The organism is Pleomorphochaeta naphthae, assembly GCF_055396005.1.
The window spans coordinates 2,232,578-2,246,998 of sequence record NZ_AP042457.1 but is presented as its reverse complement, the minus strand read 5'-3'; the positions used below and the strand labels follow the sequence as shown (position 1 = coordinate 2,246,998).

11 protein-coding genes are annotated in these 14,421 nt (G+C 29.3%); 10 read left to right on the top strand and 1 reads right to left on the bottom strand.

All coding sequences use genetic code 11. From position 1 onward, the window contains the following. Nucleotides 1-3: 3 nt before the first annotated feature. A complete protein-coding gene (locus ACZ5SO_RS10300) occupies nt 4-1,311 on the top strand; it encodes a sensor histidine kinase (RefSeq protein ID WP_464624439.1) in 1,308 nt (435 codons plus the stop codon). After that, entirely contained in the window at nt 1,311-2,669 is a 1,359-nt protein-coding gene (locus tag ACZ5SO_RS10295; RefSeq protein ID WP_464624437.1) for a sigma-54-dependent transcriptional regulator, read from the top strand. Before ACZ5SO_RS10300 ends, ACZ5SO_RS10295 begins: the two co-directional genes overlap by 1 nt. Nucleotides 2,670-2,728: 59 nt before the next feature. On the opposite strand, the gene ACZ5SO_RS10290 is transcribed toward ACZ5SO_RS10295, so the two are convergent. Then, nucleotides 2,729-4,588, bottom strand: a complete 1,860-nt coding sequence (locus ACZ5SO_RS10290; protein ID WP_464624436.1) for an ATP-binding response regulator — start codon at nt 4,586-4,588, stop codon at nt 2,729-2,731. Between the two features lie 266 nt (nt 4,589-4,854). Here ACZ5SO_RS10290 and ACZ5SO_RS10285 point away from each other — a divergent pair, with 266 nt between their 5' ends. The 8 genes from ACZ5SO_RS10285 (at nt 4,855) to ACZ5SO_RS10250 (ending at nt 14,330) form a co-directional block, all read left to right on the top strand. Further along, the gene (locus tag ACZ5SO_RS10285) at nt 4,855-5,952 is read left to right on the top strand and encodes a glycerol dehydrogenase (RefSeq protein ID WP_464624435.1); all 1,098 of its coding nucleotides are present in this window, start codon (nt 4,855-4,857) and stop codon (nt 5,950-5,952) included. Between the two features lie 187 nt (nt 5,953-6,139). Next, nucleotides 6,140-8,695, top strand: coding sequence for a right-handed parallel beta-helix repeat-containing protein (locus tag ACZ5SO_RS10280; RefSeq protein WP_464624434.1), 2,556 nt, complete (start codon nt 6,140-6,142; stop codon nt 8,693-8,695). A 248-nt stretch (nt 8,696-8,943) separates the two neighbouring features. After that, nucleotides 8,944-10,668 carry a M3 family oligoendopeptidase gene (locus ACZ5SO_RS10275; RefSeq protein WP_464624433.1) on the top strand — a complete coding sequence of 575 codons (1,725 nt, stop codon included), beginning with the start codon at nt 8,944-8,946 and terminating at the stop codon, nt 10,666-10,668. Further along, nucleotides 10,652-11,785, top strand: a complete 1,134-nt coding sequence (locus ACZ5SO_RS10270; protein WP_464624432.1) for a class I SAM-dependent RNA methyltransferase — start codon at nt 10,652-10,654, stop codon at nt 11,783-11,785. The genes ACZ5SO_RS10275 and ACZ5SO_RS10270 overlap by 17 nt, the downstream gene beginning before the upstream one ends. A 45-nt stretch (nt 11,786-11,830) precedes the next feature. Beyond that, nucleotides 11,831-12,382, top strand: coding sequence for a DUF1697 domain-containing protein (locus ACZ5SO_RS10265; RefSeq protein ID WP_464624431.1), 552 nt, complete (start codon nt 11,831-11,833; stop codon nt 12,380-12,382). 23 nt (nt 12,383-12,405) lie between these two features. Next, nucleotides 12,406-13,155 carry a GNAT family N-acetyltransferase gene (locus ACZ5SO_RS10260; RefSeq protein WP_464624429.1) on the top strand — a complete coding sequence of 250 codons (750 nt, stop codon included), beginning with the start codon at nt 12,406-12,408 and terminating at the stop codon, nt 13,153-13,155. A gap of 45 nt (nt 13,156-13,200) precedes the next feature. Next, nucleotides 13,201-13,767 (top strand): DUF4256 domain-containing protein, encoded by a 567-nt coding sequence (locus tag ACZ5SO_RS10255; RefSeq protein ID WP_464624428.1) that lies wholly within the window; start codon nt 13,201-13,203, stop codon nt 13,765-13,767. A 26-nt stretch (nt 13,768-13,793) separates the two neighbouring features. Beyond that, nucleotides 13,794-14,330, top strand: coding sequence for a GNAT family N-acetyltransferase (locus ACZ5SO_RS10250; RefSeq protein WP_464624427.1), 537 nt, complete (start codon nt 13,794-13,796; stop codon nt 14,328-14,330). The last annotated feature ends 91 nt before the right edge of the window (nt 14,331-14,421 follow it).

The window sequence follows — 14,421 nt, the reverse complement described above, 5'->3', positions numbered from 1 at the left end:
TATATGAAGAAATACAACAATTCAATAGTGAATGGTAAAGAACACTTATTTGTTATAAGTGGACTTGTTATATCTTACTTTTTAATAATTATATTTGTTTTATTTTTATACAATGCTTTAAAAGATAGAGAAGATTTGCGATTACAAATGGAAGCTGAACAATCTTTTAATAGTATTTTTTATTACATAAAAGATGATCCAGTTAAAGCAAATGATGAATTACAAAGTAAAGGTATATTAGGAGTTGGTGTTTATTCATATACAGGTAAACAGGTTCTTTCTCTTGGTGATGTTCCTACAATTTTATCAAAAAAAATAATAGATAATTTTAGTACCTGGGGATCCAAAACAACTGGAGGAACCGCTACTTATAATTATGATAATGATACTATAGAATATATTAGATTTATAAATAGACTAACAGTTTTATGGGATGTAATTGATCCTAATTTAGTTAAACTTTCTGATTTTAAAGCTCCTACAGTGAGTTTCCCTGATGTATTATACATAATTTTGGATGGAACTTCATATAGGGCTATGCAAAATCGCCTAAAAGTAATGTTGTTCATTGCTCTTTTTGTGATAACCCTTTTGTTTTTCTTCATAGTTAGGATATATAAAAATAATAGAAAATATAGGATTAAATTAGAGAGTCAAAGGAATCTAGTTAATTTAGGCCAAGCTGCAAGAACATTGACGCATGAAATCAAAAATCCACTAAGTTCTATTAATATTCAATTAGCAATTTTAAGGGTAAAAGTTAATCCTTCATATAAGTCAAATCTTGAAGTAATACAATCTGAAGTTGATAGGATAAAAATATTAACTGATAAGGTTAGTGAATTTTTGCATAACCCTGAAGGGATTCCAAGTGAATTTGAATTAGTTGAATTTATTCAAGATATTATTTCTAAATTTCCGAGTAAAATAGCATTATATTCATATTCTTCTTTTTATGTTAAAATGGACAAATTGAGGGCTAGAAGTGTCTTTGAAAATTTAATAAAAAATGCTATAGAGAGTGGAAAAAACCCCGAAGTTGAGGTTATAATAAAAAAAGGAAATAAAGCTAGAACAGTTGAAATTGAGGTAAAAGATAGAGGAGATGGCCTTCCTGAAGGTGTTAAAGATAAGATTTATGATCCCTTTTTTACAACTAAGACTACAGGAAGTGGGATAGGTTTATCAATTACCCGTCAATTTGTTACAGCTAGAGGCGGAAGCCTTAATTTATATCCGAGAGAAGGTGGTGGCACTGTTGCTCAAGTAATACTACCAACTTCTCAAATTCATTCTCACAGGAGTCGTTGATGAGAGTATTAATAGTTGATGATGAGATAAATATAAGAACATCGCTAAGTCAATTTTTTAGTGTATATGATATAGATAGTGAATTAGCTGAAAATGGATTAGTAGCTCAAAGGCTACTTTTTTCAGATACCTTTGATGCTATGATTGTTGATTTAAAAATGCCAGGGATGGATGGTCTTGAGTTAATTAGATGGATGAGAGAAGAAGGTTTTGATATCCCTGTAATTATGGTAAGTGCTCATGGAGAAATCTCTGATGCTGTTTCTGCTTTAAAAGGTGGAGCTGCAGATTATATAGTTAAACCTTTTAATCCTGAAGAGTTAGTTGAAAAAATTCAAAAAATGGTCGAAGCTAATAAAGTTAAATATTTAGTAGAAAATCCAACATTTGAAAATTCTTCATTTATTGGGCAATCTCCACAGATGTTAGATATAAAAAAGACCATTGCAAGATGTGCAAAAACAAGATCCAATGTTTTAATTACTGGAGAAAGTGGAACAGGAAAAGGTGTTGTTGCTAAAGAAATTCATAGGCAAAGTTTTGGCGAAGAAGGTCCATTTCAGTCAATAAATATTGGAGGAGTTCCAGCTTCTTTAATCGAAAGCGAATTATTCGGTCATGAAAAAGGAGCCTTTACAGGAGCTGTTAATAGAAAAATAGGGCTTTTTGAAGTTGCCAATGGAGGAACTCTTTTCCTTGATGAGCTAGGTGATCTACCATTAGATTTACAAGTTAAATTATTAACTGTAATAAATGATAGACAAGTTCAAAGACTTGGTGATACTCAAAAAAGAGACATCAATGTAAGAATTATTGCTGCAACAAATAAAAATCTTGAAAAAATGGTAAATGAAGGAACTTTTAGAGAAGATTTATATTTTAGATTAAATGTACTTAGAATTAAATTACCTCCTCTTCGTGAAAGACGAGAGGATATACCTTTATTAGCTGCTGGTATATTAAAAAGACTAAAGAGAGAAATGGGTAATGAAAGATTAGAAGGTTTTACTCCTAACGCGCTTGAGAAATTAAAACAAGGGCAGTATTACGGTAATGTTAGAGAGTTAGAAAATGTCATAGAAAGAGCTATTTTATTTTGTGATGATGTCTTGATACATGAAGATGATATTTCGATTGAAGATACTGTAGGAATGGCAATAAATCAACCAAGTACTCCTACAAAATCGTCGCTTGAAGTAAAATCACTAAAAGAAGTTGAGAAAGAAAAAATTATTGAATCATTGCACAGATGGGCAGGTAATAAAACAAAAGCCTCAAAAGAGTTAGGAATAAGTCGAAGAACACTATTAAATAAAATAAGTGAATATAATATTGAAGAATATAAGAAGGTAAAATAAAAGAGAAGAAGGCTATAATGGCCTTCTTTGTTATAGAAGTTATAAATTAAATTATGAAATTAGTTTAATAGTTCAGTAAGTATAGAGTAAAGTTGTTCTCTAATAATAGGTTTTGCTAGATGAGCATTCATCCCAACATTTAAAGATTTTTCTATATCTTTAGGATAAGCATTAGCAGAAAGAGCAATAATTGGTGTTGTTTTATCATTTTTTCTAATTTCAATAGTTGCTTCTAATCCATTCATCACAGGCATTCTTATATCCATTAAAATCAATGCATATTTGTTTTTGTTTGCTAATGCGATGCCTTCTTTTCCATTTTTAGCTACATCTACCTCACACTTATAAACATCTAAAAGTTTCTTTACTATTATGCAATTAATCTCAACATCTTCGCATAATAATATTTTTTTCCCTTTTAAAATATGTTTCGTCAGTTCTGTATCGTTTTTCTTTAGAAATTGTTCAACTTCATTAGTAGGAGCTTGATTTAAAAATAAATCAATAAAGAAAGTAGTACCAACATTTAATTTAGATTTACATGAAATTTTACCACCCATAGCTTCAACAAGATTTTTAGTAATAGCTAACCCTAGGCCTGTTCCACCTTCTATGTTTGAGAGTTCATTTATTTCGGTTGAAAAGGGAGTGAACATTCTTTTTTGAAAATCTTCACTCATTCCCACCCCATTATCTGATATTATGTGAGAAACTTTGATTTTACCGTTTGGTAATTTTTCAAAGGTATCTGTCCAAACAACGCATCCTCCTTTGGGAGTATATTTAATTGCATTATTTAAGATATTAATAAGTATTTGTTCAATACGTCTTTCATCTGCTTTTATATAAGAATATAAGTTTTCACAACGAAGTTTAAATTTGAGATCAATACCTTTTTGGGCAGCTCGTGGTTTAATTATTGTTTTTATTTTATTAGCTATTTTTGGAGTATAAGTTACTACCTCTTGAAGATATATTTTTCCGCTTTCCAATTTTTGCATATCAAGGATATCATTGATTAAAGAGAGCAGATAATCACTACTATCTTTAATTTGTGAAAAATATTTTAAAGCCTTAGGGTCTTTTATTTCGTCTAAACCAAAATTTGCGAAACTTAGAATTGCATTCATAGGTGTTCTCATATCATGAGACATCCTTGCTAAAAAATCTTCTTTTTGTAAATTAGATTTTTCTAAATCAAAAACTTTTTGCTCTAATTCTTGACAGCAATCATCTTCTTTTGTTAAGTCAATTACTAACAAAGTTCCAAAATAATTATTTTTAAAGAAAGAAGGATATCCATTTAAGCTTAATTTATGAGGCTTATTCTTTACTAAAGTAGTAAAAGATATTTTACTTGATTTCCCATTATTTAATTCCTTTTGAAAAGGCATAAAATTGTCTTTAGGAATATCTTTTAAGATATCTTGATAATTTTTTCCGATTATGTCAATTAATCTAATTTTAAAAAAAGATTCAAAAAATTTGTTAACTTTTATTATTCTATTTTCATGATCTAAAATAATTGCTGCTTTATTTATGTTTTGAATATTTTTAATATTAGAGTAAGGAAATATGTTTTGGATATTTCCATGATTAATTATAGAGAGTAGGCAAGGTTTGTTATCGATTGTGGTAGGATGACTTTCAACTTCCATATTTAGAATTTCACCATTGGCAGTTTTATGAGGAAAATGGAAAAAGTGACGAAGCCTGTTATTTGCATTTGCCATCTCTTTTTTTATATGATTATTTTGAAGTACGTTTAACTCGGATATTTTCATTGTACACAATTCATCTATTTTATATTGATAAGTAGATTCTGCTCTTTTATTTGCTGCTATTATATTTCCACTTTCTACATCAATTAATAAAATTATAGAGGGATGATTCATACAAGCTTCATTGTAATAATGCATTTATTATCCTTATTTCTTTATTTGATATAATTAAAATTATATTATATTATTATTATTTTTTTTTACTAACAATTCAAGGAAATAATGTATATAATGATATAATGCGATAAAAAAAGATTGACTGATATCAAAAATATGTAATACAAATTTGATTGTTTTATTAAATTTTGATATTAATATTATTTTTTTGTCAAAATGCTTTTTATTTATTTTATTTTTTGTTATATTTTTTTATAGATAAAAATATATTTATTGGAGATAAAATCATGGCAACAATTATTGGTGGACCAAGCAGATATGTTCAACAAAAGAATGCTTTAAACGACCTAACAACATTTACAAAAAATTTAGGTGATAATTTACTAATTTTAATTACTGAAAGTGGTAAAAAGAGAATTGGTAACATAATAGAAGACGGAATCAAAGATGGTGATACAACCAAAATCAACTTCTTATATTTCAATGGAGAATGTTCTAAAGTCGAAATAGAAAGAGTAAAAAGCGAAGCTCAAAAAGTAGGCGCTAACGTGATTGTTGGTATCGGTGGTGGTAAAGCTCTAGATACTGCAAAAGCTGCAGCTTATTATGCTAAATTACCAGTAGTAATTTGTCCAACTATTGCAAGTAGTGATGCACCTTGTTCCGCATTATCTGTTATATATACTGAAGATGGTGTTTTTGAAGAATATTTATTCTTAAGTGAAAACCCAAATATGGTATTAATGGATACAGCAATAGTAGCTAAAGCTCCTTCTAGATTAATAGTTGCTGGTATGGGTGATGCTCTAGCAACATATTTTGAAGCAAGAGCTTGTAATGCATCTAATGCAATTAACTGTTTAGGTGGAACAGACTCATTAGCTTCAATCGCTCTAGCTAAATTATGTTACGAAACCTTAATTGCTGATGGATATAAAGCTAAACTTGCTGCTGATAACAAAGTTTGTACAAAAGCTGTAGAAAATGTAATTGAAGCAAACACTTTCCTTTCTGGAGTTGGTTTTGAATCAGGTGGTATTGCAGCAGCTCACGCAATTCACAATGGTTTTACTGCTATCGAAGAAACTCATCACATGTATCATGGTGAAAAAGTTGCATTTGGTACTGTAGCTCAATTAATTCTTGAAAACGCAAGTGAAGAAGAACTTAAAGAAGTATATTCTTTCTGTGACAGTGTTGGCCTTCCTACAACACTTGAACAACTAGGTATCAAAGAAGTTAAAGAAGAAGATATTATGAAAGTTGCAACTTTAGCTTGTGCAGAAGGTGAAACAATTCATAATATGCCTTTTAAAGTTACACCTAACGATGTTTATGCTGCTATTTTAGCTGCTGATGAATTAGGAAAAGCTTATAAAAACTAAAATAAATTGAATTACTAACAACAATTTTAGGATATCTCTTAGAGGTATCCTTTTTTATTTTTATGAGATTTTGTCGTTTTTATGAAATACGTGTAATATTTTGTAATTGTTAATTTCTTAATCTTTTTTACACCTTTTTGTAATATAATTAAATTACTTAATAAAAAAGATCTATAAAGGATTTGAAATGAAAAAGATAAATAAAAAGGTTTTATTACTTTGTTTACCTCTCTTATTAGCATTAACTATATCTTGTTCAATTACAGAAACTATCTCCTCAGATAGTAATGTTATTTATGTTGATAGTGATGCAAAGGGCTTAAATGATGGGACAAGTTGGGAAAATGCTTATAATTCATTACAAAAGGCACTATCTGTAGCTAAAGCAGATACTGAAATTTGGGTAGCTGAAGGAATTTATTATCCGACAGAAGGTAAGGATCGCTCTATTAGTTTTACTATGGTAGATGATGTTGATCTTTATGGAGGTTTTTTAGGTAATGAAATATCAAAAGATCAACGTGATTGGCAAAATAATAAAACAATTTTATCTGGCGATATCGGAGTAAAAGGTTTAAAAACTGATAATAGTATAAAAGTTATTATTGCTGCAAATAATATATTAGATGGTTTTACTATCTCAAATGGTTATTTTTCTCAAAAATTAGAAGGTTCTCTAGCCACGAATGGCAATCTACCAATGACACAAGAGGTAGAAAGCAATAAATCAGTTGGTCATTTAACTCCAGACGCTGTTATGAGTGGAGATGCTTCTTCTTCAAATAGCGGAAACGGTATAATTATTTGGAAAGTCTCACCTATCATTAAAAATTGTATTATTGAAGATAATGAAAGTGGTAAAGGTGCAGGCGTTTATATAATGGGAAATAGTGAAGATGGTGATTTACCAACTTTTATAAACACAACTATAAGAAATAATATAGCTGAAGGAAGAGGCGGTGGAGTAGCTATTGATATGAGATCTAAAGCTATTTTTATAGATTGTATTTTTGATAGCAATGAATGTTCCAATGGTAAAGGTGGAGCAATATATAATGACTTTGGCTGCAGTCCTTTATTTGAAAATTGTTTATTTATAAATAATTTTGCTCAGTCTGGTGCTGCTATCGCAAATGATGGAGTATCAAATCCAGTAATTTCAAATAGTACTTTTTATAACAATACAGCAAGTGAAGCAGGGGCTGCTTTATACCAAGGAACTGGACCTTATAATGACCCAATAGTAACTTCTTCTATTATTTGGAATAATCATTGTGCTCAGGATAAAATAAGTGTTTATAATTTCAATGAATGTAATCCTAAAATTACTTATAGTATTGTTGAGGGAGGATACCAAGGAGAAGGTGTTTTAGATGTTGATCCTATGTTTATTGATGCAGAAAAGAATAATTTTAATTTGAAGGATAACTCTGTAGCAAAAACAGCTTCTAGTGATGGTGGCCAAATTGGGTTTAGGTCAGATGCTATAAAGGGAAGAACTGAAGCAGATTATAAGCAAATAATTAAATATTTAAATTCCTTTGAAGGTTCAGAAGAACCAACAGAAATGGATTTATCAAATCCAGTAAATCCTAGTGATGTTGAAACTATTTCATATCTTTTGTATGTCAATTATAAGGCTGTTGGAGATAATGATGGAAGTAGTTGGGCTAATGCATATACATCTTTACAAAATGCTATAAATGTAGCAAATGCTATTTATTTAAAAACAGATACTGAAGTTGATATTTGGGTAGCCAAAGGAGAATATCTTACAGGCAGTTATAGAGATGATTCAATAATCTTACAATCAGGAGTAAATATCTATGGTGGGTTTAATGGTGATGAATCATCTTTAAAACAACGAGATTATGTAAACAATCAAACAATAATAAGTGGTGAAATTGGAGATAAAACAACTAAAGAAGATAATTCATACCATGTATTTATTGCAAATGATAACGTTAAACTTGATGGACTAATTATAACAGGTGGATACGCTGATGGTGTTGATGGTGAAGTTTATGATAATAAAGGTGGAGCCATTTTAAACTATTTAGCAGGGAATAGAGTCATTCCAACTTATGAACCAACCTTAGGTTTTGATATTGAAATTAATAATGTTATATTTATAGAAAATTATGCACAAGAAGGTGGAGCAGTATATACATATCACGGTGGAAATCCAACATTTAATAATTGTAGTTTTATTGAAAATAGTGCTCAGTATGGGGGTTCTGTCTTAGATAGATCTGGAACTAATGCAATTTACATTGATTGTGAATTTATTTCCAACGAAGCTAAATATAAAGGTGGATCTGCATTTACGGATTATGGTTCTATGGCTTCTTTCTACAACTGTGATTTTTCAGATAATAAATCGGGTAGTGCAGGTGGTGCTATTTATGTAATAGATAGAGCATCCCAACAAGTTTTCAATGAGACGGATTTTGATTTGATAGATAAATCTTGGCCAAATACTACAGATATTTTTTCTTCTGTATATTTAGAAAATTGTTCTTTCTCAAATAATAGAGCAAACACAGAGGGAGGAGCTCTTTATGTTTATGAAAATAGTTTTGCCAAAATTGTAAATTCTTCTTTTGTCAATAATGAAGCACTTGATGCAGCTATAGTATCAAGTAATGGATCTACAATTTTTATTGATAATCTTACCTCTTTTGAAAATAATAACCCTCTTAATACCCTTGTAATAGGAAATAAATCGGTTATTATAGAGTAAAAAGTAATTAACAAAAAGGAAAAGTAAAAATTTTAACAGGATACTCCTTTTATAGGGGTGTCTTTTTATTTGGTTGACCTAGGGTGAAAATGACGGTATTATAATTACAGTAATAAGTGGTTGTAATTCCTTATATAATAAAGAATTATATTAATTGTGAGCTAATATAGAGATTTGTAATTTAAACAAATTCTTATCTGATAAAGAATTATATATACTTTAAAAGAATTTATTCATGGAGGCGGTAAATGAGCTTACCACATTGGAATTTAGAAGAAATATATACAAGTTGTGATGGTGAAGATTTTAATTCAGCTATTAATTCTTGTAGAGAGAACTGTACAAGGGTTAAGGCCTTGATAAAAGATGGATCTGCACTTGAAGAAGTTATTAAAACCTGGGAGAAGGTATTAGATACTTATGAAACCTTAGATGCTTATACATATGCTTTACTTTCTGTTGAAACAAATAATAGTGATTATATGTATGCCTTAAATAGAGTATCCAAATTAAGCTTAGATGTTAATAACCTTGAGGTTATTGTTGTAAATTATTTAGCTGAAAATAAGAGTGCTGTTTTAAATGCAATAGACAATGAATTAAGTGATTATTCTTTTGTTATTCATGAATTATTAGAAAAACAAAATCACTTGAAGAGTGAGGAAGTTGAAGCTGTAGCAGCGAATTTAAATAGAAGTGGAACTGAGGCTTTTTCAAGATTACAAGAGGCTTTAATAAGTCGTTCCGTTATTGATTTTGATGGTGAAAAGAAGACTGTTACAGAGTTGAGAAACATGGCTTTTGATAAAGATAGAAAGGTTAGAAAAAAAGCCTTTGATAGTGAAGTTGAATTATTGAAAAATAATGAAATAGCATTTGCAGCAGCTTTAAATGGAGTTAAAGGTTCTACTATTACTCTCGATGATTTACATAGTTATGAACCATTAAAGAGAAGTTTAACTCAATCAAGAATTGATGAAAAGATAATAAATGCTTTAATCTCCACTATAGAAAAAAATCTTCCTTTATTTAGAAAATATTTAAATAAAAAAGCAGAAATGTTAAATTTAGATCATTTAGCTTTTTATGATCTTTTTGCACCAGTTATTGATGATGTAACAAGGTATGAATTTGAAGAAGCAAAAGCTTTTATCTTAGATAAGTTCTATGGATTCTCTAAAGAAATGGGTGATTTCGCTAAGAAAGCTTTTGAAAATAATTGGATAGATGCAGAACCTAGAAAAAATAAAATTGGTGGAGCTTACGATATTGGCTTCCCAGATGCAGGAGTTTCAAGAATTTTATGTAATTTTGACTATTCATATAACGGATTGTCAACTTTAGCTCATGAATTAGGTCATGCCTTTCATGATAGTGTAGTACTTCCTAAGTCTCATTTACTTAGAACTTATCCAATGACATTAGCAGAAACAGCTTCAATTTTTAGTGAAACTATTGTGCTTCAAGGTGCTCTTGAAAAAGCAAGTGAGGTTGAAAAAATTTCATTAATTGAAACCTTTTTACAAGATACAACTCAAGTTTGTGTTGATATTTTATGCAGATTCTATTTTGAAAGAGAAGTCTTTGAAAAGAGAAAAGAGAGTGAATTAAGTAGTGAAGAACTTTGTGATATTATGGTTGCCTCTCAAAAGAAAACTTATGGAACTCTAAGTGAATATCATCCATATATGTGGGCTGTTAAAGGTCATTATTATAGTAGTGATTTCTCTTTCTATAATTATCCTTATGCTTTTGGTCAATTATTTGCTCTAGGTGTTTTTGCACAAAAACAGAAACTTGGTGATGATTTTGCTCCAAGGTATAGGAAAATGCTTGAGCAAACAGGAAAGGATAGTGCTAAAAATGTTGCAGCTCTTTTAGATTGTGATATAGAAAGTGAAGAGTTTTGGCAAAGCAGTATAGATATTGTTGCATCCTATGTTGAGGACTTTGTTAATGCAAGTAACAATTAAGAGTATTGCACAAGGTGGTGAAGGAGTTTCTCATTTACCTAATGGAAAGACAGTGTTTGTTGATGGGGCAGTTATTGATGAAGTTGTATCAATTGAAATATATAAAGAGACATCAAGTTATGCTAAAGCTAAGATAGTTGAAATTATAAGTGCTTCAGAGGACCGAGTTTCTCCTTTTTGTCCACATTATTTTGAATGCGGAGGTTGTAACCTCCAGCATTTAAAATATGAAAAACAAGTACAAGTAAAAGAAGACTTAGTTATTTCTCATTTAAAGAGGATTGGTAAATTAGATTTATCCAATATTAATATATTACCTACAGCAGTTGATAAAGATGCAGGTTATAGAAATAGAGTAAGATTCCATGTCTCAATGTCCGATAAAAAAGTTGGATTTTTGAAAAAAAATAGCAATGAATTATGTGATATAGAAAGTTGCCCTCTATTAGTAGATTCAATAAATAAGTCAATTGCAAATGGAGATATATTAAAAGCTGCAAGAATTAATATGTTTAGTAATAATTCTAAAGGAAAGTATATCCAAGTTCCAGTTTTTGCGGGAAATGATAAATTAACTTTTTCTAAAGACAGGGTGCCAATTACAATAAATGGTAGAACACTTATGGTAAGTGCTAATGTGTTTTTTCAATCAAATCCTATTTTATTAAGTCAGTTAATAACATATGTAACCTCTAAAATAGATAGTGATTCAGTTATGGATCTATACAGTGGAGTTGGAACTTTTTCTGCATTTTTACCTAAAGGTACAATTGCAGTTGAAAAGCAAAGGGACTGTCTCTCCTTAAGTAAAATTAATGCTCCAGAGGCTATATCCTTTACTGGAGAAGTAGAAAACTGGGGTAAAAAGAATAAAGAAAAAGTTGATATAGTAGTAGTTGATCCACCAAGAACAGGTTTATATGAAAGCGTTCCTAAACTTATAAAAAAGTTTGGTGCTAAAAAAATAATTTACATATCTTGTAATCCTGTGACTCTTTCTAGAGATATAAAAGCTTTACAAGAAATAGGTTATAGAGCAGAAGAAGTTAAAGTTTTTGATTTTTATCCACACACTCACCATGTCGAAAGTGTAGTTAGTTTAAAATTAAATATTTAAAACTATTTTTTAAAAAGGTCATTCATTTTAATAAGGATGTGATTTATGCAGTATTTAGTATTATTTAGAGGTATTAATGTTGGTGGAAAACATATTATAAAAATGGATGACTTAAAAAAGTTCTTATTAAAAGAAGGCTTTGAAAATATTAAAACATACCTACAAAGTGGCAATGCTATATTAACTTCATCTTTAAAAAAGATGGAAATATATGAAAAAATTAAAATAACATTTGCAAAAGAGTTCGGTTTTGAAAGTGAGATTGTAATTCTTAGTAAAGATGAAATGAATTTAATTATTAGAAATATGCCATTTTCTCAAGAAGAGATAGCACATCTTGAGATGACACAACCAAAAGTTGCACACCTTTATGTTTATTTTTTTAGTTCAAAAATAGATAAATCAAAAATCAATACAATTTTAGCAAACTATCAAGGACTTGATGAAATGATTTGTGAAGAAAATTATTGTTATCTTCTCTGTCATGAGAGTATAAGAAAATCTCAATTATCAATCAAAATGGCTAAGAACTTTAAAAATGTAACAGTTAGAAATATTAATAGTGTTAATAAAATATATAAATTAATGTGTGATTAATTTTTAAAAGTGAGGTGTATCCATTGAGGGGCATAAAGTCAAATAATAAAATTGCATCGATAGTTTCAAATTGGAAGGATGGGTTAATATATTCTTTTCTTCAAGGATATATGGGATACGCATTAGTAGACAATGAAGAAGAGCCACAATCTGTTCAAATTGTAGTTGGGGATTTTTCTTTTTTTGCAGGAGAAATCAACACTGATTTGCTAGAAAATCTTGCTTCTCCAATTTTAATAGCACAAAATAAAGAGTGGGCTAAAGAAATAGAGAACTTTTTTAAAGATGAAATTGTTAAACGAAAGCGTTATAAAATGAAGACTTCTATAAAATCTTTTAATTTAGAGAAATTAACAACATATGTAAATTCTCTAGACAAAGAATATAATTTAAGTAAAATTGATAAAAATCTTTATAAAAAGATTATAAAAAAATCTTGGTCAGTTGATCTATGTTCTCAATTTAATAGTGCAGAGGATTATGAAAAAAATGGACTTGGTTTTGTTATTTTAAAAGATAACAAAATAGTTTCAGGAGCTTCTTCTTATGTTATTTATGATAATTCTATAGAAATTGAAATAGATACAAAAAGGGAATATCGAGAAAAAGGTTTAGCTACAGTATGTGGTGCTAAATTGATTTTAGAGTGTTTAGAAAAAGGCATTTTTCCAAGTTGGGATGCTCAAGATTTAAGATCAGTTGCTCTTGCTGAAAAGTTAGGATTTATATTCGATTCTCCTTATGATGCTTATTATATAGTAGAAAATAAATAATAAAATTAAAAGCTGATAAATGTACGTTTTTCTTTTGGAGGTAGAATGGAAAATCAAGAAAATTATATCTTAGAGGACAAATTGATAAATTTAATTGAAACGCTAAAAGCTAGGTTTAATGAAAATTTATCATATCATCCTTATATTAAATGGGAAGAAGTTGAATCTAAATTGAGAAAAAATAGAGAAAAACTTATAATATTATATGATATGGAAATAACTCAAGGTTCTCCTGATGTTGTTTCATACAATAAAGATTCAGATGAATATATTTTCTTTGATTGCTCAAAAGAAAGCCCAAGTGGAAGAAGAAGTTTGTGTTATGACAGAGAAGCCATTGAAAGTAGAAAGGCTAATAAACCCAAAACAAGTGCTATAGAAATGGCAAAAAAAATGAAGGTTGAAATTCTCAATGAAGAGCAATATAGAATGCTCCAAAGTTTAGGAGATTTTGATACTAAGACATCAAGTTGGGTAAAGACCCCTGATAGGATAAGGAAATTAGGAGGTGCCCTATTTTGTGACAGAAGATATGATACAGTATTTACATATCACAATAGTGCTCAATCTTATTATTCTTCAAGAGGTTTTAGAGCTTTTTTAGTAGTTTAAGATGTAAGTTAATTAAAGGTAATATTATGGAAATTGAAACTAAAAGATTAATTTTAAGAGAATGGAGGGAAAGTGATGCTAGAGACTTATTCACTTTTGCAAAAGATACTAGGGTTGGACCTATTGCAGGGTGGCCTCCTCATAAAAGTGAAGAAGATAGTTTAAATATAATAAAAAATGTTTTATCAAAACCTTATACCTTTGCAATTGTACTTAAATGTGAAAATAAAGTTATTGGAAGTATTGGATTGTTGCTCCAAGGTGAAAGTAATTTAGATATATTAAAAGATGAAGGTGAAATAGGATATTGGATTGGTGTTCCGTATTGGGGACAAGGAATTACTTTTGAGGCGGTAAATGCCATAATTGACTTAGCTTTTAATACACTTAATTTATCAAAATTATGGTGTGGCTATTTTGATGGGAATATACAATCGAAAAGGGTTCAAGAAAAATGTGGTTTTAAATATCATCATACAAATGAAAATGTATATTGGAAGTTAACAGATGATATAAGAGTTGAGCATGTAAGCTACTTAGATAATTTCAAAAAGGGAGTGTAATATCAAGGGTGTAAGTTATTTACTCAATAATTTACACAGGTAGATTGAAACTCCTAGTTTATTTCTTGTACACCTCTTACCTAGTTATTAA

Bases quoted from the DNA above. Each gene is read 5' to 3' on its own strand.
- ACZ5SO_RS10300 (WP_464624439.1), top strand. From the start codon at position 4: ATGAAGAAATACAACAATTCAATAGTGAATGGTAAAGAACACTTATTT.
- ACZ5SO_RS10295 (WP_464624437.1), top strand. From the start codon at position 1,311: ATGAGAGTATTAATAGTTGATGATGAGATAAATATAAGAACATCGCTA.
- ACZ5SO_RS10290 (WP_464624436.1), bottom strand. From the start codon at position 4,588: ATGCATTATTACAATGAAGCTTGTATGAATCATCCCTCTATAATTTTA.
- ACZ5SO_RS10285 (WP_464624435.1), top strand. From the start codon at position 4,855: ATGGCAACAATTATTGGTGGACCAAGCAGATATGTTCAACAAAAGAAT.
- ACZ5SO_RS10280 (WP_464624434.1), top strand. From the start codon at position 6,140: ATGAAAAAGATAAATAAAAAGGTTTTATTACTTTGTTTACCTCTCTTA.
- ACZ5SO_RS10275 (WP_464624433.1), top strand. From the start codon at position 8,944: ATGAGCTTACCACATTGGAATTTAGAAGAAATATATACAAGTTGTGAT.
- ACZ5SO_RS10270 (WP_464624432.1), top strand. From the start codon at position 10,652: ATGCAAGTAACAATTAAGAGTATTGCACAAGGTGGTGAAGGAGTTTCT.
- ACZ5SO_RS10265 (WP_464624431.1), top strand. From the start codon at position 11,831: ATGCAGTATTTAGTATTATTTAGAGGTATTAATGTTGGTGGAAAACAT.
- ACZ5SO_RS10255 (WP_464624428.1), top strand. From the start codon at position 13,201: ATGGAAAATCAAGAAAATTATATCTTAGAGGACAAATTGATAAATTTA.
- ACZ5SO_RS10250 (WP_464624427.1), top strand. From the start codon at position 13,794: ATGGAAATTGAAACTAAAAGATTAATTTTAAGAGAATGGAGGGAAAGT.